The sequence below is a fragment of the Candidatus Pantoea soli genome, from assembly GCF_007833795.1.
GTDB lineage: Bacteria > Pseudomonadota > Gammaproteobacteria > Enterobacterales > Enterobacteriaceae > Pantoea > Pantoea soli.
The window spans coordinates 1,365,632-1,382,019 of the sequence record NZ_CP032702.1; the positions used below are offsets into that span (position 1 = coordinate 1,365,632).

General features: G+C 57.5%; 13 protein-coding genes. 4 read left to right on the forward strand and 9 right to left on the reverse strand.

What is annotated here, in order from left to right; all coding sequences use genetic code 11:
- Window positions 1-62 precede the first annotated feature (62 nt).
- The 3 genes from ldtD to D8B20_RS06305 all read left to right on the forward strand — a co-directional run bounded on the left by ldtD (window position 63) and on the right by D8B20_RS06305 (window position 3,278).
- Window positions 63-1,871, forward strand: coding sequence for a L,D-transpeptidase (gene ldtD, locus D8B20_RS06295; RefSeq protein ID WP_145888072.1), 1,809 nt, complete (start codon window positions 63-65; stop codon window positions 1,869-1,871).
- Between the two features lie 189 nt (window positions 1,872-2,060).
- On the forward strand, window positions 2,061-2,612 hold the full coding sequence (gene mepK, locus D8B20_RS06300) for a peptidoglycan L,D-endopeptidase MepK (RefSeq protein WP_145888073.1): 552 nt from the start codon (window positions 2,061-2,063) through the stop codon (window positions 2,610-2,612).
- 36 nt (window positions 2,613-2,648) lie between these two features.
- Window positions 2,649-3,278 carry an MBL fold metallo-hydrolase gene (locus D8B20_RS06305; protein ID WP_145888074.1) on the forward strand — a complete coding sequence of 210 codons (630 nt, stop codon included), beginning with the start codon at window positions 2,649-2,651 and terminating at the stop codon, window positions 3,276-3,278.
- A 46-nt stretch (window positions 3,279-3,324) separates the two neighbouring features.
- Here the strand turns inward: D8B20_RS06305 and D8B20_RS06310 are convergent, their stop codons facing one another.
- From D8B20_RS06310 to pncB, 4 genes are all read right to left on the reverse strand, one after another.
- Window positions 3,325-4,515 (reverse strand): amino acid aminotransferase, encoded by a 1,191-nt coding sequence (locus tag D8B20_RS06310; protein ID WP_145888075.1) that lies wholly within the window; start codon window positions 4,513-4,515, stop codon window positions 3,325-3,327.
- Between the two features lie 200 nt (window positions 4,516-4,715).
- Window positions 4,716-5,828, reverse strand: a complete 1,113-nt coding sequence (ompC, locus tag D8B20_RS06315; RefSeq protein WP_315901115.1) for a porin OmpC — start codon at window positions 5,826-5,828, stop codon at window positions 4,716-4,718.
- Window positions 5,829-6,128: 300 nt separating this feature from the next.
- Window positions 6,129-7,529, reverse strand: coding sequence for an asparagine--tRNA ligase (gene asnS / locus D8B20_RS06320; RefSeq protein WP_145888076.1), 1,401 nt, complete (start codon window positions 7,527-7,529; stop codon window positions 6,129-6,131).
- A gap of 143 nt (window positions 7,530-7,672) precedes the next feature.
- On the reverse strand, window positions 7,673-8,878 hold the full coding sequence (pncB, locus tag D8B20_RS06325; protein WP_186454406.1) for a nicotinate phosphoribosyltransferase: 1,206 nt from the start codon (window positions 8,876-8,878) through the stop codon (window positions 7,673-7,675).
- A 245-nt stretch (window positions 8,879-9,123) separates the two neighbouring features.
- Here pncB and pepN point away from each other — a divergent pair, with 245 nt between their 5' ends.
- Entirely contained in the window at window positions 9,124-11,739 is a 2,616-nt protein-coding gene (pepN, locus tag D8B20_RS06330; protein WP_145888078.1) for an aminopeptidase N, read from the forward strand.
- 102 nt (window positions 11,740-11,841) lie between these two features.
- On the opposite strand, the gene ssuB is transcribed toward pepN, so the two are convergent.
- From ssuB to ssuE, 5 genes are read right to left on the reverse strand one after another with little or no spacing between them, the layout of a single operon-like run.
- The gene (ssuB, locus tag D8B20_RS06335; protein ID WP_145888079.1) at window positions 11,842-12,633 is read right to left on the reverse strand and encodes an aliphatic sulfonates ABC transporter ATP-binding protein; all 792 of its coding nucleotides are present in this window, start codon (window positions 12,631-12,633) and stop codon (window positions 11,842-11,844) included.
- Window positions 12,630-13,421: an aliphatic sulfonate ABC transporter permease SsuC gene (gene ssuC / locus D8B20_RS06340; RefSeq protein ID WP_145888080.1), complete on the reverse strand. Its 792-nt coding sequence runs from the start codon at window positions 13,419-13,421 to the stop codon at window positions 12,630-12,632. The genes ssuB and ssuC overlap by 4 nt, the downstream gene beginning before the upstream one ends.
- 10 nt (window positions 13,422-13,431) lie before the next feature.
- Window positions 13,432-14,577: an FMNH2-dependent alkanesulfonate monooxygenase gene (gene ssuD / locus D8B20_RS06345; RefSeq protein WP_145888081.1), complete on the reverse strand. Its 1,146-nt coding sequence runs from the start codon at window positions 14,575-14,577 to the stop codon at window positions 13,432-13,434.
- 14 nt (window positions 14,578-14,591) lie between these two features.
- On the reverse strand, window positions 14,592-15,548 hold the full coding sequence (locus tag D8B20_RS06350; RefSeq protein WP_145888082.1) for a sulfonate ABC transporter substrate-binding protein: 957 nt from the start codon (window positions 15,546-15,548) through the stop codon (window positions 14,592-14,594).
- Window positions 15,549-15,558: 10 nt separating this feature from the next.
- A complete protein-coding gene (gene ssuE / locus D8B20_RS06355) occupies window positions 15,559-16,110 on the reverse strand; it encodes an NADPH-dependent FMN reductase (protein WP_145888083.1) in 552 nt (183 codons plus the stop codon).
- Window positions 16,111-16,388 lie beyond the last annotated feature (278 nt).

Genomic DNA, 16,388 nt, shown 5'->3' on the forward strand with positions numbered 1-16,388 from the left:
TAAGAATAAGGCTGTACACGGCGCGTTCAGGATGCCGTGTCTTTGGTAAGAAGGGGGCAGGGATGTGGCTGAAACACAAAAGCAGAATTAACCGTGCTGTTATAGCACTCAGTTTGTCACTGATCGGCGTGCCGCTGGCAGGCCAGGCAGCCATCGGTTCAACGCTTGCGGGCACCACGCACAGCACGCTCTCAGTGGCGGCCAGCCAGCGGCAAATTCAGCAGGCTTTCAGCCCCAGCGAACAACCTTTCTATCTGCCCGGCCTGGCGGGCATCTATGCTGCGCGCAATATGGCGCCGCTGTGGCAGGATCGTGATGCCGTGCAGGCATTTCAGCAGCAGCTGGCGGAAGTGGCGCTTTCCGGCGTGCAGCCGCAGTTTACCCGCTGGGTAGAGCGGCTGACCAACCCGGATATCAAAGGCCTGGCGCGTGACATCGTGCTGAGCGACGCCATGCTGGGGTATCTGCAGTTTGTCTCCGGCGTGCCGACGCAGGGAGAAACCTGGCTGTATACCAATGTGCCCTACAAAATGAGCATGCCGTCGATCGCCGCAATCAATCAGTGGCAAAACGCGGTCAACGGCGGCGGCAGCCGCGCCTTTGTGCAGTCGCTGCAGCCGCAGCATCCGCAATATGTTCCGATGCACAGCGCGCTGAAGACGCTGCTGTCCGATAACCGTCCGTGGCCGCAGCTGCGCGATAAAAACACCCTGCGGCCGGGGCAGGTCAGTGATGATGTACCGGCGCTGCGTGAAATTCTGCAGCGCACCGGCATGCTGAGCGGGGCGCACAGCACCACGCCAACCCCGGCGGACGATGCAGTGCCCACTGCGCCGGTGCCGGTCAGTCAGAGCAGTCAGCCGGTTGCGATCAGCCCATCGGCGGCAAGCGTCAGCGATCTGCCGCCACAGAATCCCCAGGCCGCGGGCAACGTGACCGCGCAGACGCCACCGGCCAGTGCCAACGTTTACGATGCCACGCTGGTGGAAGGGGTGAAGCGCTTCCAGCACTGGCAGGGGCTGGCGGATGACGGAGCCATCGGGCCACGCACGCGCGAATGGCTCAATGTTTCACCACAGATGCGCGCCGCGCTGCTGGCGCTGAACATTCAGCGTCTGCGCCTGCTGCCGGACGACATGCATAATGGCATCATGGTGAACATCCCGAACTATTCGCTCACCTATTACAACAACGGTGCGACCATCCTCTCGTCGCGGGTGATTGTCGGTCGGCCGGATCGCAAAACGCCGCTGATGCGCAGTGCGCTGAACAACGTGGTGCTGAATCCACCGTGGAACGTCCCGACCACGCTGGTGCGTCAGGATATTGTGCCAAAGGTCAAACAGGACCCCAGCTATCTGTACAAGCACGGTTACACGCTGCTGTCAGGCTGGAGCGCGGATGCAGAGGTGATCGATCCCACCATGATTGACTGGCAGATGGTGTCGGCCGCCAGCTTCCCGTACCGCATCCGTCAGGCACCGGGCGCAACGAATTCACTGGGGCGCTACAAGTTCAATATGCCCAGCTCCGACGCTATTTATCTGCACGATACGCCCAATCACGGCCTGTTTCAGCGCGATATCCGTGCGCTCAGTTCCGGCTGCGTACGCGTAAACAAAGCGTCTGAACTGGCTGATTTGCTGCTGCAGGATGCCGGCTGGAATGACAGCCGCATTTCCGACACGCTGAAGCAGGGTGATACGCGCTATGTGCCGATTCGTCATCGTATCCCGGTCAATCTTTACTATCTGACGGCGTGGGTTGCTGACGATGGGCAGCCGCAATTTCGTACAGATATTTACAATTATGATAACCCCGCCCGTTCCGGCAGCCAGGTGCTGACCAGGGCTGAAAAACTGCTGCTCTAGTTGTTGATTTGTCTGCCTTCCCCTTTTACTGAAAAGTCCCAGGACCGGTCCCGAAAAATTGATTTCGGGCCGGTTTTACGCATTCTGTGACCGCGCGCGGGTTGACGGAGTGCGACGTGGCGGGTACTGTTCGGCCTTGTGTGCTTTTTGCTCAGTTTTTTCTCGCTTCAGATTAGGTAACTCCGCTTCATGGCTAATTTCGATTCTCACCGTCGTCGTTTATTGCTGCTGGGTGGCGCAGCGGCTGGATTGTCACTGCTGCCAGGTTCAGCACTGGCTTCACTTTCCACCTCCCGACCGCGGGTATTAACGCTCAGTAATATGCATACCGGCGAAACCCTCAAAACCGAGTTTTTCAATGGCAAAAGCTATGACAAGGATGAATTAGCCCGCCTGAACCACTTTTTCCGCGACTACCGCGCCAATCAGGTTAAACCGATCGATCCGCACCTGTTCGATCAGCTGTATCGCCTGCAGACACTGCTGAATACGCGCAAGCCGGTACAGCTGATCTCCGGCTACCGCACACTGGCAACCAACAATATGCTGCGTGAATCGGGTCCGGGCGTGGCGAAACACAGCTATCACACCAAAGGGCAGGCGATGGATTTCCACATTGAAGGCATCGCACTGAACCATGTTCGCAAAGCCGCGTTATCTATGCGTGCAGGTGGTGTAGGATATTACCCGCGCAGCAACTTCGTACACATTGATACCGGGCCTGCAAGGCACTGGTCCTGACACCGGCAGCGCTGCGTGTGTCGGTCATGGAGCGCTATGAAATACCTGAATATTCCGGTTACCGCCTTTTCTCAGAATTGCTCTGTCATCTGGGATGACGAAACGCAGCACGCCGCCGTGGTGGATCCCGGCGGTGATGCAGACACGCTGATCGCGGTGCTGGCGGAACACAATTTAACGCCGTCGCAGATTCTGCTGACGCACGGTCATCTTGACCACGCTGGCGCTGCGGCCGAGCTGGCGGCGCACTATCACATCCCGATTGTCGGACCGCATCCGCTGGACGCCTTCTGGCTGGATAATCTGCCAGCGCAGAGCCGTATGTTTGGTCTGCCGGAATGTGCACCGCTGACGCCGGATCGCTGGCTGGAAGAGGGGCAAACCGTGCAGCTGGGCACGGTGACGCTGGAGGTGCTGCATTGCCCGGGCCATACGCCAGGGCACATTGTCTTCTTCGACCGCGCCGGACGGTTGCTGATTTCCGGCGATGTTATTTTCAGCGGGGGCGTAGGCCGCACCGATTTTCCGCAGAGCAGCCACAGCGATTTAATCGCGGCGATTAAAACGAAACTGCTGCCGCTTGGCGATGACGTCACCTTTATCCCCGGCCACGGACCACTCTCGACGCTAGGCCGTGAGCGCCTCAGCAATCCTTTTCTGCAATAAAAAAATGGGCCATTAAGGCCCATTTTTTTGGCTGTGCAGCGTGGTATTACAGCACTGCGACTATCGCTTCACACAGCGCTGACATATTGTCTGGCGTCATGCCTGCCACGTTAACGCGACCGGAATTCACCGCGTAAACGCCGAACTCTTCGCGTAAACGCACCACCTGATCTTTTGTCAGGCCGCTGAAAGAGAACATACCGTTCTGTTTGATGATGAAGCTGAAATCCTGCTTTGCCCCTTTCTCGGCCAGCGTGTTCACGAACAGCTGGCGCATACGCTGAATGCGCTGGCGCATATCGGTCAGCTCCTGCACCCAGATGGTCCGCAGCGCGTCATTACTCAGGATAGTGGCAACCACCGCGGCACCGTGTGACGGTGGGTTAGAGTAGTTGGCGCGAATGCTATATTTCACCTGGCTGAAGGCCGTTTTCGCCACGTCGCTGCTGGCTGCAACCAGCGTCAGCGCACCTACGCGCTCATTATAAAGGCCAAAGTTTTTTGAATAGGAGCTGGCGACCAGCAATTCCTGATGGCTGGCAGCAAAAATACGCAGGCCTTCAGCATCTTCATCCAGACCACGGGCAAAGCCCTGATAGGCGAAGTCAAACAGCGGCAGCCAGCCCTTTTCCAGCGACAGCTGCGCCAGCTGCTGCCACTGTTCAGCGGTCGGGTCGATGCCGGTTGGGTTATGGCAGCAGCCGTGGAACAGCACTACATCGCCTGCCTGCGCTTCCTGCAGCGAAGCCAGCATGCCGTCGAAATCCAGGCTGTGGCTGGCGGCATCGTAATACTGGTAATCACACACCTCCAGACCGGCAGCGTTAAACACATTTTTATGGTTTGGCCAGCTCGGGTTGCTGACCCAGACGCGTTTTACGCTTGTCTGATTAGCGAGAAAATCTGCCGCCACGCGCAGCGCACCGGTACCGCCCGGCGTCTGCGCCGTGCAGGCGCGGCCTTCGGTGATCAGCGGATTTGTTTTGCCGAACAGCAGCGCCTGGGTGCAGTGAGCAAAGTCCGCCAGGCCATCAATGCTGAGGTAGTTTTTGGTGGTTTCGTTCTCCAGCAGATACTGCTCAGCTTTTTTCACACTGGTCAGCACCGGCGTTTTGCCGGTTTCATCTTTATAAACACCAATGCCAAGATTGATTTTATTCGGGCGGTCGTCGGCGCGAAACAGGTCAGCCAGTCCCAGAATAGGATCGGCAGGTGCGGCAGAGATAGATTCAAACATGAGTCAGTTCCGTTTGGGTGAACTTTAGCAAAATGAGCTATCAGGTTAGCGTCAGACGCATCGCTTGCCAACCGCTGACATAAAAAAGAAATAACCGTCGCGTATAAAGTAATGGCGCTAATCGGGAGGCCGATCACTGAAATGCAAAACGGAGCCCGAAGGCTCCGTTTCAGAGGTGATACGCAGATCTAATCGGCAGATTAGAACTGGTAAACCAGGCCAACGCCAACCACGTCGTCGGTGGCGATGCCTTTCGAACGGGTAAAGTCGTTGTCGTCCAGCAGGTTGATTTTATAGTCAACGTAGGTGGACATGTTTTTGTTGAAGTAGTAGTAGGTACCCACTTCGATGTATTTAACCAGGTCAGCATCGCCGCCAGAGAAAGTAGAACCGTTAGCAGAAGCGCCGCTCAGGTCTTTTCCTTTAGACTGCAGGTATGCGATAGAAGGACGCAGACCGAAATCAAACTGGTATTGTGCAACCACTTCGAAAGACTGAACTTTGTTAGCAGTCTGGATATTAGTAGTGGTGCCAGAAGAGCCGTAAGGCGTGGTATTACGAGATTCGCCGTAGAACGCAGCCAGGTAAACATTATTCGCATCATATTTCAGACCGAAACCGTATGCATCAGCTTTATCACCGTTGCCATCCAGTACCTGTGCATCTGTACGATCAGACGAGAAGTATGCACCCACTGCGCTGATGCCCATGCCGGTGTTATAAGCTAAAGAGGTACCCCAGCCGTCGCCATTCTGATGCAGCACATCACGGCCTTCGTTTTTGCCCTGATACTGAACAGCAAAGCTCAGGCCATCCACCAGACCGAAGAAGTTGCTGTTACGGTAGGTCGCCAGGCCATTTGAACGGCCAACCATGAAGTTGTCGTTGTCCTGATACAGGGTATCGTCACCGAATACTGGCAGCTGGTCGGTATAGGACATTGCATCGTACAGCACGCCGTAGTTACGGCCGTAGTCGAAGGAGCCCGCGTCACCAAATTTCAGACCGGCAAAGCCCAGACGGGTTTTAGAACCGCTGGTGCCCTGAGATTCAGCCACGTTTGCCTGAATGTTGTATTCCCACTGGCCGTAACCGGTCAGCTGGTCGGTGATCTGAGTTTCACCTTTAAAACCGAAACGAACATAAGATGCGTCGCCATCGCTGTTCACATCATCAGAGAAAGTATGACGCGCATCAACTTTACCGTAGAGGTCCAGTTTGTTGCCATCTTTGTTATAGATTTCTGCTGCGTTTGCTGCACCTGCAGCTAACAGAGCAGGGATAACCACTGCAAGAATGTTGCGCTTCATCATTATTTATTACCCTCATTGGAGTTATCTGGACATCTGCCACTGCCGTCAAGAAACCTTTACGAGAACCTTGAAAGAAGTTTGATGTCTCCTGTGTCTGCACGCATCTTTCCATCCCGGGGTTGCTAATTCTAGCCCGAAAATGATTCAATTCTCGCAATTGAGTATCAAAAAGAAAAATTGTATTACATTTTGTAAAATTTGGGGAACTTTGTGAGGGAACTCAAAATTTACAAAAATAAAAAGAGACCGGCAGGGCCGATCTCTTTATATATATGAATTTCTTATAATTAATCGTGGATTTTAGAAATTCGCATTGCGTGGCGTGCGTGGGAACGGGATAACATCTCTTACATTTTGTACGCCGGTGACATAGGCGATTAAACGTTCGAAACCTAATCCGAAGCCTGAATGGGGCACAGTGCCATAGCGACGCAGGTCGCGATACCACCAGTAATCTTCTTTGTTCAGGCCCATTTCAGCCAGGCGTGCATCCAGCACATCCAGACGCTCTTCACGCTGGGAACCGCCAATGATCTCACCGATACCCGGGGCCAGTACGTCCATCGCCGCCACGGTTTTGCCATCATCGTTCATACGCATATAGAACGCTTTGATGTCTTTCGGATAGTTTTTCACCACCACCGGCGCTTTGAAGTGCTTCTCCGCCAGATAGCGTTCATGTTCGGAGGAGAGATCCACGCCCCAGGCGACCGGGTTTTCAAAGCTCTGACCGCTGTTCAGCAGAATGTCGATGGCATCGGTGTAATCCACCTGCGCGAAATCGGTGGTGACGAAACGTTCCAGACGCGCGATCGCATCTTTGTCCACACGCTCAGCAAAGAACGCCATATCGTCCGCGCGCTCAGCCAGCACCGCTTTGAACACATATTTCAGCATGGACTCGGCCAGCGCGGCGGCATCATCCAGCGTGGCGAAGGCCACTTCCGGCTCCAGCATCCAGAACTCCGCCAGGTGACGGCTGGTGTTGGAGTTTTCAGCGCGGAAAGTCGGGCCGAAGGTATAAACTTTTGACAGCGCACAGGCATAGGTTTCGCCGTTAAGCTGGCCGGAGACGGTCAGGAAAGCCTCTTTGCCGAAGAAATCCTGATCGAAATCGACTTTGCCCTGCGCATCGCGCGGCAGGTTTTCCAGATCCAGCGTCGAGACGCGGAACATTTCGCCGGCGCCTTCTGTGTCTGACGCGGTAATCAGCGGGGTGGAGACCCAGAAATAGCCGTTTTCATGGAAGAAGCGATGCAGCGCCTGTGCCAGCGTATGGCGCACGCGCGCCACCGCGCCAATCAGGTTGGTACGCGGGCGCAGGTGTGCCACCTCGCGCAGGTATTCAATGCTGTGACGTTTTGCCGCCATCGGATAGGTGTCCGGATCGTCCACCCAGCCAGTCACTTCCACCCGGGTCGCCTGCAGCTCAAAGGCCTGGCCTTCGCCCGGTGACTCCACCACTTTACCGGTGATGATGACCGAACAGCCGGTGGTCAGACGCAGCACTTCATCCTGATAATTATTCAGAGAATTATTGACGACGGCCTGAACGGGATTAAAGCAGGAACCGTCATAAACGGCGATAAAAGAAAGACCGGCTTTGGAATCTCTTCGGGTACGCACCCAACCACGTACGGTGACTTCACTGTCAACCGCGACACGGCCGTGCAGTACATCCGCTACAGGCACTACGCTCATAAATTTCTCTCTATATAAATGAAAGGAGTTAACGAAACCCCATTCCGGGGTTTTGCTATGTTACTTGCGAGCCCACAGGAAACAAGCAAAATTGGGAGTTTTTATTGGTGGCAGAGCAGGGTGCAGGCACCCTGCTGGGGGGATCAGCTGGCGCGTTTCACCAGAGGCAGATCAAAGGCTTTGCGCAGCGCGCGCACAAAGGCTTTATCCTGGCAGATGGTTTTCCCGGGGCTGTCAGAGAGCTTCGCCACGGGTTTACCGTTGCAGGTCACCAGTTTGATCACAATATTCAGCGGCGTGACGCCGGGAATATCGCAGGTCAGACGGGTTCCAATGCCAAACACCACGTTAGCGCGCTGGCCAAAATGACGATACAGCGCCAGCGCCTTATCCAGATTGAGGTTATCAGAAAAAACCAGCGTTTTGCTGCGCGGATCGATATTCAGCCGCTGATAGTGGGCAATGGCTTTTTCGCCCCATTCCACCGGGTCGCCGGAATCATGACGCAGCCCCTGATAACGGTGGGCAAAGCCGGGACCGAAATCACGCAGAAACGCATCCATGGTGATACAGTCGGTCAGCGCAATGCCGAGCTGATTGTCATACTCATCCAGCCAGGATTGCAGCGCCGCACGCTGGCTGTTAGCCAGCACCGGGCTGATCTGCTGATGCGCCTGAAACCACTCATGGGCCTGCGTGCCAACCGGATTCAGCTGCAACCGGCGCGCCAGATCGTAATTGCTGGTGCCCACCAGCCACGGAAAGGCGCTTTTCAGCGTGCTGACAATGCCTTCCTGAACCGCCTGGGAATAACGACGGCGGGTACCAAAATCCATCAGCTGGAAGCGGGACATATCCAGATCGGCCACCTGCTCACGGAACTGCGCCAGCTTGTGCTGCAGATGATCGACCGCCTGGCTCACCCCGGTTTCCGGCGTGCGGTGGCGATGCACCACTTCACTGATCAGCGCCAGCAGCGGCACTTCCCACAGAATGACTTCGCGCCATGGGCCGCGGATCTGAATCCGCAGATGGCCATGATCATTGCGCACGTCCACCTGCGCGGGATCAAAACGGAACTGGCGCAGCCAGTGAAGGTAGTCGGCCTGGAAAAACGGCAGATTGCTGAGGTAGGTGTATTCGTCGTCGCGCAGCGTAAGGGTGCGTAACGTTTCAATTTGAGCACGAATTTCATCGGCATACTGGCCGAGCAGCTCGTCGCTGCGGCAGCGAAACTCTGCCGTGACCGGGACATCGTAATAACGATGATAAACGGCCTGCTGCATGTGAAGCTTGTACGCATCAGTATCAAGCAGCGTGGTCAAAATCGGGGAAGCGTGTCCAGTCATGGTGCGTTTCAGCATCCTCTTCCGCGGAGCAGAGCCCGGTGTTCAACAAAGTCATAAAGACGCAGGAGTATAAAACAGTAACGACGGCGATCACACCATAATTGCGGCCGGGTGGTCGAGGGTCATTTGTGCCATTGTTAATAGATTGTAGACTTTGCGCGCAAGGTCCGCATTGCGCATGGCAACGAAGGCGCAACCCGCTTAAACTTTGAGGGTTCAACATTTTAACGATGCGAGAAGGATTTATGACGCAACAGCCGCAAATAAAATATCGCCACGATTACCGTGCACCGGACTACACCATCACCGACATTGATCTGACTTTTGAACTGGATGCGGCCACCACGCGCGTAACGGCGGTCAGCCAGATCAAGCGTCTGGGCGCCGCCGGCGCCGAGCTGCGTCTGGATGGCGAAGACCTGACGCTGATCTCACTGGCGCTGGATGGTAATCCGTGGCCGCACTACCGGGAAGAGCCGGGTGCGCTGATCCTCAGCCAGCTGCCGGAAAACTTCACGCTGACCATCGTCAACACGATTCATCCGGATAAAAACACGGCGCTGGAAGGGTTATATAAATCAGGCGAGGCGCTGTGCACCCAGTGCGAGGCCGAAGGCTTCCGCCATATCACCTGGTATCTTGATCGTCCGGATGTGCTGGCGCGCTTTACCACGACTATTCTGGCAGACGCGGCGGCCTATCCTTACCTGCTGTCTAACGGTAACAAAATCGACAGCGGCCGCCATGAAGATGGCCGGCACTGGGTGAAATGGCAGGATCCCTTCCCGAAACCCTGCTACCTGTTTGCGCTGGTGGCCGGTGATTTTGACGTGCTGCGCGACAGCTTCACCACCCGCTCCGGGCGTGACGTCGCGCTGGAGATTTTTGTCGATCGCGGCAATCTCGATCGCGCTGACTGGGCCATGACCTCACTGAAAGCCAGTATGAAGTGGGATGAAGAGCGCTTTGGTCTGGAATATGACCTCGACATTTTCATGATTGTCGCAGTGGATTTCTTCAATATGGGCGCAATGGAGAACAAGGGCCTTAACGTTTTTAACTCCAAATATGTGCTGGCAAAAGCAGAAACCGCCACGGATAAAGATTACCTCGGCATTGAAGCGGTGATCGGTCATGAATATTTCCACAACTGGACCGGTAACCGTGTTACCTGCCGCGACTGGTTCCAGCTCAGTCTGAAAGAGGGGCTGACGGTGTTCCGCGATCAGGAGTTCAGCTCCGATCTTGGCTCGCGTGCCGTGAATCGCATCGATAACGTGCGCGTCATGCGCGGCGCACAGTTTGCTGAAGACGCCAGCCCGATGGCGCACCCGATCCGCCCGGATCAGGTCATCGAAATGAACAACTTCTACACCCTGACGGTTTATGAAAAGGGTTCGGAAGTGATTCGCATGCTGCATACGCTGCTGGGCGAAGAGAATTTCCAGAAAGGCATGCAGCTCTATTTTGAACGCCACGATGGCAGTGCCGCGACCTGTGATGATTTTGTGCAGGCCATGGAAGATGCCTCGAATGTCGATCTGTCGCAGTTCCGCCGCTGGTACAGCCAGTCCGGCACGCCGGTGCTGACGGTGCGCGATGATTATAATCCGGAGCTGGAGCAGTACACGCTGCATGTGACGCAGCACACGCCGCCGACCGCCGATCAGAAAGAGAAGCTGCCGCTGCACATTCCACTGGATATCGAACTCTACGATAACGAAGGCAAGGTGATTCCTTTGCAGTACAACGGCCATCCGGTGCACCACGTGCTGAATGTGACCGAGGAGTTCCAGACCTTTATTTTCGACAACGTTTATTTCCAGCCGGTGCCTTCACTGTTGCGCGAATTTTCTGCGCCGGTGAAGCTGGATTACAAATGGAGCGATGCACAGCTGACTTTCCTGATGCGTCACGCCCGGAACGATTTCTCCCGCTGGGATGCGGCGCAGAGCCTGCTGGCGACTTACATTCGTCTGAATGTGGCGCGCCATCAGCAGGGCCAGCCGCTGTCCCTGCCGCTGCATGTTGCCGATGCCTTCCGGGCCGTGCTGCTGGATGAGCAGGGCGATCCGGCGCTGATGGCGCTGATTCTGTCGCTGCCGACGGAAAACGAAATTGCTGAACTGTTTGAGGTGATCGATCCGACCGCCATTGCCGCCGTGCGCGATGCGCTGCTGCGCACGCTGGCAAAAGAACTGAGCGATGAGTGTTATGCGGTCTATCTGGCTAACCAAAGCCAGACGTATAAAGTTGAGCATGCCGAGATCGGTAAGCGCGCGCTGAAAAACGTCTGCCTGACCTATCTGGCTTACGGCGATGCCGCGCAGGCGGATAAGCTGGTGCAGGCCCAGTATCATCAGGCAACCAATATGACTGATGCCCTGGCGGCACTTTCGGCGGCCGTGGCGGCGCAGCTGCCGTGTCGCGATGCGCTGCTGGCGGCCTGGGATGAACGCTGGCATCAGGATGGTCTGGTGATGGACAAGTGGTTTATGCTGCAGGCCACCAGCCCGGCACCGGATGTGCTGCATAACGTGCGTAAGCTGCTGACGCACCGCTCTTTTACCATGGGCAACCCGAACCGTATCCGCTCGCTGATTGGCGCCTTTGCCGCGGGCAACCCGGCCGCGTTTCACGCCAGAGATGGAAGTGGTTATCAGTTCCTGGTAGAAATGCTGACCGATCTGAACACCCGCAACCCGCAGGTGGCGGCGCGTATGATTGAGCCGCTGATTCGTCTGAAACGTTACGATGCAGAACGACAGGCGCTGATGCGTAAGGCGCTGGAGCAGCTCAGGGGGCTGGATAAGCTGTCAGGCGATCTGTACGAAAAAATCACCAAAGCGCTGAACGCGTAACCGGGCAGGGCGCAAGGGAGTGCGCCCTGCATGATTCTCCGCTGTCGTCCGCTATCGGTTGCTGCATGTTGCGGTCGCAGCGCGACTGGACGCGCAAAGGGCTTAACGCTGCCGGGCAAACTTCAGCGGCGGTTCCGTCTGGTTGCGCTTCATCACACGATCCAGCACTTCAGCTTCCAGTTCGGCCAGCCGCGCAGAGCCTTTTCGCCGCGGTCGCGGCAAATCCACCGTCAGATCCAGGCCGATTTGCCCCTCTTCAATCAGCAGCACGCGATCGGCCATGGCTACCGCCTCGCTGACGTCATGTGTCACCAGCAGCACGGTAAAATGATGCTGCTGCCAGAGCGACTCAATCAGCCCCTGCATTTCAATACGCGTCAGCGCATCCAGCGCGCCCAGCGGTTCGTCAAGCAGCAGCAATCCCGGACGATGGATCAGAGCCCGCGCCAGCGCCACGCGCTGCTTTTGTCCGCCGGACAGCGCCGCCGGCCACTCGTTTGCCCGGTCGGCCAGCCCGACTGCCGCCAGCGCCTCCCGTGCCGCATCGCGCCACTCGCGGCCTTTCAGACCGAGACCGACATTATCAATGATCTTCTTCCACGGTAGCAGGCGCGCATCCTGAAACATCAGGCGTGTATCCTCGCGCGCCGCTGCCAGCGGCGCATGACCGGCCAGCAGCGTGCCGCGCGTGGCCGTTTCCAGACCGGCCAGCAGGCGCAGCAGGGTGCTTTTACCGCAGCCGCTGCGGCCTACCACGGCTACAAACTGCCCGGCCGGAATATGCAGATCGAGATCGCGCAAAATGGTGCGATCGCCATATTGTTTGGTCACGCCATTTACGCCCACCGGGGTGCCACGATTCAGGCGTGCAGGTTGCCAGGTTGCGTTGCTCATGCCAGCTCCTCCTTCAGTTGATAAGCCGGATGCCAGCGCAGCCAGACGCGCTCCAGCAGCTGCGCGGCGACATCGGCCAGCTTGCCCAGCAGGGCGTACAGAATGATGGCGACCATTACCACATCGGTTTGCAGAAATTCGCGTGCATTCATGGCCAGATAGCCGATACCGGCATTGGCGGAAATGGTTTCAGCGACAATCAGCGTCAGCCACATCAGGCCCAGCGCAAAACGGACGCCGACCATGATTGACGGCAGCGCGCCCGGCAGGATCACCTGGAAAAACAGCCGCCAGCCCGACAGGCCGTAGCTGCGGGCCATCTCGACCAGGCCGCGATCAATATTGCGGATGCCGTGGTAGGTATTGAGGTAGATCGGGAACAGCGTCCCCAGCGCCACCAGGAAAATTTTGGCTGATTCATCAATACCAAACCACAGAATCACCAGCGGAATCAGCGCCAGATGCGGCACGTTTCGCAGCATCTGTACTGAGGTATCCAGCAGGCGCTCGCCGGTACGCGATGTGCCGGTGATCAGGCCGAGCATCAGTCCGACGGAACCGCCGATCGCGAAACCGATCGCGGCGCGCCAGCTGCTGATGGCAAGGTGCTGCCATAACTCGCCGCTGGCGGCCAGCCGCCAGAAAGCGATCACGATATTTTCCGGTGACGGCAGAATACGCGTCGACAGCCAGCCGCTCTGTGACGCGATCTGCCATACCGCCACCAGCAGCACCGGCAGCGCCCACGGCAGCAGGGCGTTGCTCAGTGTTTTGTTTGCCTTTGCCATCTGCGCCTCCTTAACTCTGCGCGACTTTCTGCGGCGTAAAATCATTGGCCACCGCTTCACCGTGCGCCTGCACCACGCGTGGTTTGGGGACCTCCGGCACCGCCAGGTCAAGATGCGGGAACAACAGCTCCCCAACGCGATAGGCCTCTTCCAGATGCGGATAGCCGGAAAGAATAAAGGTTTCGATGCCCAGTTCCTGATACTCCCGCATCCGTGCTGCCACCGTCGGGCCATCGCCGACCAGCGCAGTACCGGCTCCGCCGCGCACCAGGCCCACGCCCGCCCACAGGTTTGGGCTGATCTCCAGCCGGTCACGCCGGCCGCCGTGCAGAGCCGCCATGCGCTGCTGCCCCACGGAATCGGTGCGGGCAAAGGCCGCCTGCGCTTTGGCAATGGTGGCGTCATCCAGGTATGCAATCAGCCGGTCTGCTGCCTGCCACGCCTCCTCGTTGGTTTCACGGACAATCACATGCAGACGAATGCCGAAGCGCACCGTGCGGCCGTGAGCGGCGGCTTTGGCACGCACCTGCGCAATCTTCTCTTGCACCAGCGCCGGCGGTTCGCCCCAGGTCAGATACACATCCACCTGTTCTGCGGCCAGATCCTGCGCCGCATCGGAGGAGCCGCCAAACCACAGCGGCGGGCGCGGCTGCTGCACCGGTTTAAACATCAGGCGTGCACCGCGCACTTTGACGTAGCGTCCGTCGTAGTCGACGGTTTCGCCCTCCGTCACGCGCCGCCAGACCCGGGTAAACTCCGCGGATTCCGCATAGCGTTCACGATGGTCGAGGAACACGCCGTCCCCGGCCAGCTCCTCCGGATCGCCACCGGTCACCAGGTTAAACAGCGCGCGTCCGTTGGAGAGGCGATCCAGCGTGGCGGCCTGGCGCGCCGCCTGCGTCGGGGAGATAACGCCAGGGCGCAGCGCCACCAGAAAACGCAGCCGCTGCGTCACCGGAATCAGCGAAGCAGCAACCAGCCAGGCGTCTTCGCACGAACGGCCGGTCGGGATCAGCACGCCGCCAAAGCCAAGTCTGTCCGCCGCCTGGGCTACCTGTTGCAGATAACCGTGATCAACCGGACGGGCGCCTTCGGCAGTGCCAAGGTAGTGGCCATCGCCATGGGTAGGGAGAAACCAGAATACGGAAACGCTCATGATGTCATTCCTTCTTAGCGGGCGGATTGTGGATGCCAGATGCGGTCGGCGATGGTGACACTAACCGGCAGCAGATGGCTGGCATAAAACAGATCGGCGGTGTGCTGCTGGGCCTGCGCCGTGCGGGCGCTGACCGGCGAAATCGTGGTCGGTGGACGGTGATCGAGGTAGCTGGCAATTACCGCTTCCGGCAGGCCCATTGCCTGCGCCAGCAAACGGATACTCGGCTCTCGCTGGCTCTGCGTCAGGGCGTCGGCCTCGCTAAAGGTCTGCAGCACCTGTTGTACAAATGGCCCGTTCGCTTCGGCATAGTGCCGGGTGGCTAAATAGAAAGAGCCGGTCAGATTCAGGCTGCTGCCATCTTTCAGCACGCGTACGTTGCCCTGCAGCAGGGCGGCAGAGTAGTAGGGATCCCAGATGGCCCAGGCATCCACGTTGCCCTGCTGAAACGCGGCACGCGCATCGGCCGGCGTCAGATAGACCGGCTGGATATCGCTGAAACTCAGCCCGGCTTCCTGCAGCGCGCGCAGTAACAGGTTGTGTGAACTGGACCCCTTCTGGAACGCGATTTTGTGTCCTTTGAGTTCGGCGACGCTGTGAATCGGGCTCTCTTTTGGCACCAGAATTACCTCCGCTTTGGGCTTTGGCGGCTCCGACCCGACATACAGCAGATCGGCTCCCGCCGCCTGTGCAAACAGCGGCGGAATATCACCGGTGCTGCCGATATCAATGCTGTCGACATTCAGGGCCTCCAGCATTTGCGGCCCGGCCGGGAACTCTACCCAGGTTATTTTTGTGTGCGGAAAGCGTGTCTCCAGCAGGTGATGGGATTTGGCCAGCACCATACTGACAGAGCCTTTCTGGTAGCCGATGCGCAGCGTGTCGGGGGCATCGGCAGCCTGTGCCAGACCCGTCAGGGCAGAGAGTGCTGCCAGTGCGGGCAGCAGTAAGCCGGTAATCATCCTGTTCATATCGCTTCCTTTATACCGCTTGTGCCCAGGGTTGATGATGGCGCTGCAGCGCCTGCCAGAAAGTATCCAGCGCCTCTTCCAGCCGCTGAGCAAGCAGGGCGTCGGCCTGTGGCTGGCGATCGTACTGCGTGATTTGTGCGTCGCTGGCGAACACGCCGTGTAACACTTCCTGCGCTTTCAGCGCGTTGAGCACCGGCTTCAGCGCATAATCCAGCGCCAGCATGTGAGCGATACTGCCGCCGCTTGCCATCGGCAGCACCACCTTGTGCTCCAGCGCGCGCTCTGGCAGCAGGTCAAGCAGGGTTTTCAGCGCACCGGAAAAAGAGGCTTTATAGATGGGCGTCGCTACGATTACGCCATCGGCCAGCGCCAGATCGGCTTTCAGCGCCGCCAGCGCCGGTGAGTCAAAGCGGGCATACAGCAAATCCTCTGGCTGGAAGTTATGGATATTCCAGGGAATCACTTCAGCGCCGCGTGCTTCCAGTGCCTGCTGGCACAGGCTCAGCAGTGCGCCTGAGCGAGAGGGAAAGCGGGGACTGCCCGCCAGTGTAATAACCCGCATATACACTCCTTATAACTGAAAGTTATTGATTAGCTTTTATTGAGAACTGATGGCTTCAATCCTGACAGAGCGGGCAACGGGGCGTAAATGATTTATCCGGCAATCTTAAGATGCAAAGCGGGATTGCGTGGCAGCGGCAGGATTCAGGAGCCGCAGAGTCAGGCAGGTGCGCCTCAGGTTAATCTGAATTGCGACCGGCAGAGCGCAACATTCCATAAGTGATCGCCGTCACGCTATGCTGCTGACTGTTAAACGGCCATAAAGCCTGGCGAAAATAG

Coding starts and splice junctions, on each gene's coding strand:
- ssuE (WP_145888083.1), bottom strand. CDS start 16,110: ATGCGGGTTATTACACTGGCGGGCAGTCCCCGCTTTCCCTCTCGCTCA.
- ssuB (WP_145888079.1), bottom strand. CDS start 12,633: ATGAGCAACGCAACCTGGCAACCTGCACGCCTGAATCGTGGCACCCCG.
- pncB (WP_186454406.1), bottom strand. CDS start 8,878: ATGACTGGACACGCTTCCCCGATTTTGACCACGCTGCTTGATACTGAT.
- D8B20_RS06305 (WP_145888074.1), top strand. CDS start 2,649: ATGAAATACCTGAATATTCCGGTTACCGCCTTTTCTCAGAATTGCTCT.
- D8B20_RS06350 (WP_145888082.1), bottom strand. CDS start 15,548: ATGAACAGGATGATTACCGGCTTACTGCTGCCCGCACTGGCAGCACTC.
- asnS (WP_145888076.1), bottom strand. CDS start 7,529: ATGAGCGTAGTGCCTGTAGCGGATGTACTGCACGGCCGTGTCGCGGTT.
- ssuC (WP_145888080.1), bottom strand. CDS start 13,421: ATGGCAAAGGCAAACAAAACACTGAGCAACGCCCTGCTGCCGTGGGCG.
- D8B20_RS06310 (WP_145888075.1), bottom strand. CDS start 4,515: ATGTTTGAATCTATCTCTGCCGCACCTGCCGATCCTATTCTGGGACTG.
- ldtD (WP_145888072.1), top strand. CDS start 63: ATGTGGCTGAAACACAAAAGCAGAATTAACCGTGCTGTTATAGCACTC.
- pepN (WP_145888078.1), top strand. CDS start 9,124: ATGACGCAACAGCCGCAAATAAAATATCGCCACGATTACCGTGCACCG.
- ssuD (WP_145888081.1), bottom strand. CDS start 14,577: ATGAGCGTTTCCGTATTCTGGTTTCTCCCTACCCATGGCGATGGCCAC.
- mepK (WP_145888073.1), top strand. CDS start 2,061: ATGGCTAATTTCGATTCTCACCGTCGTCGTTTATTGCTGCTGGGTGGC.
- ompC (WP_315901115.1), bottom strand. CDS start 5,828: ATGATGAAGCGCAACATTCTTGCAGTGGTTATCCCTGCTCTGTTAGCT.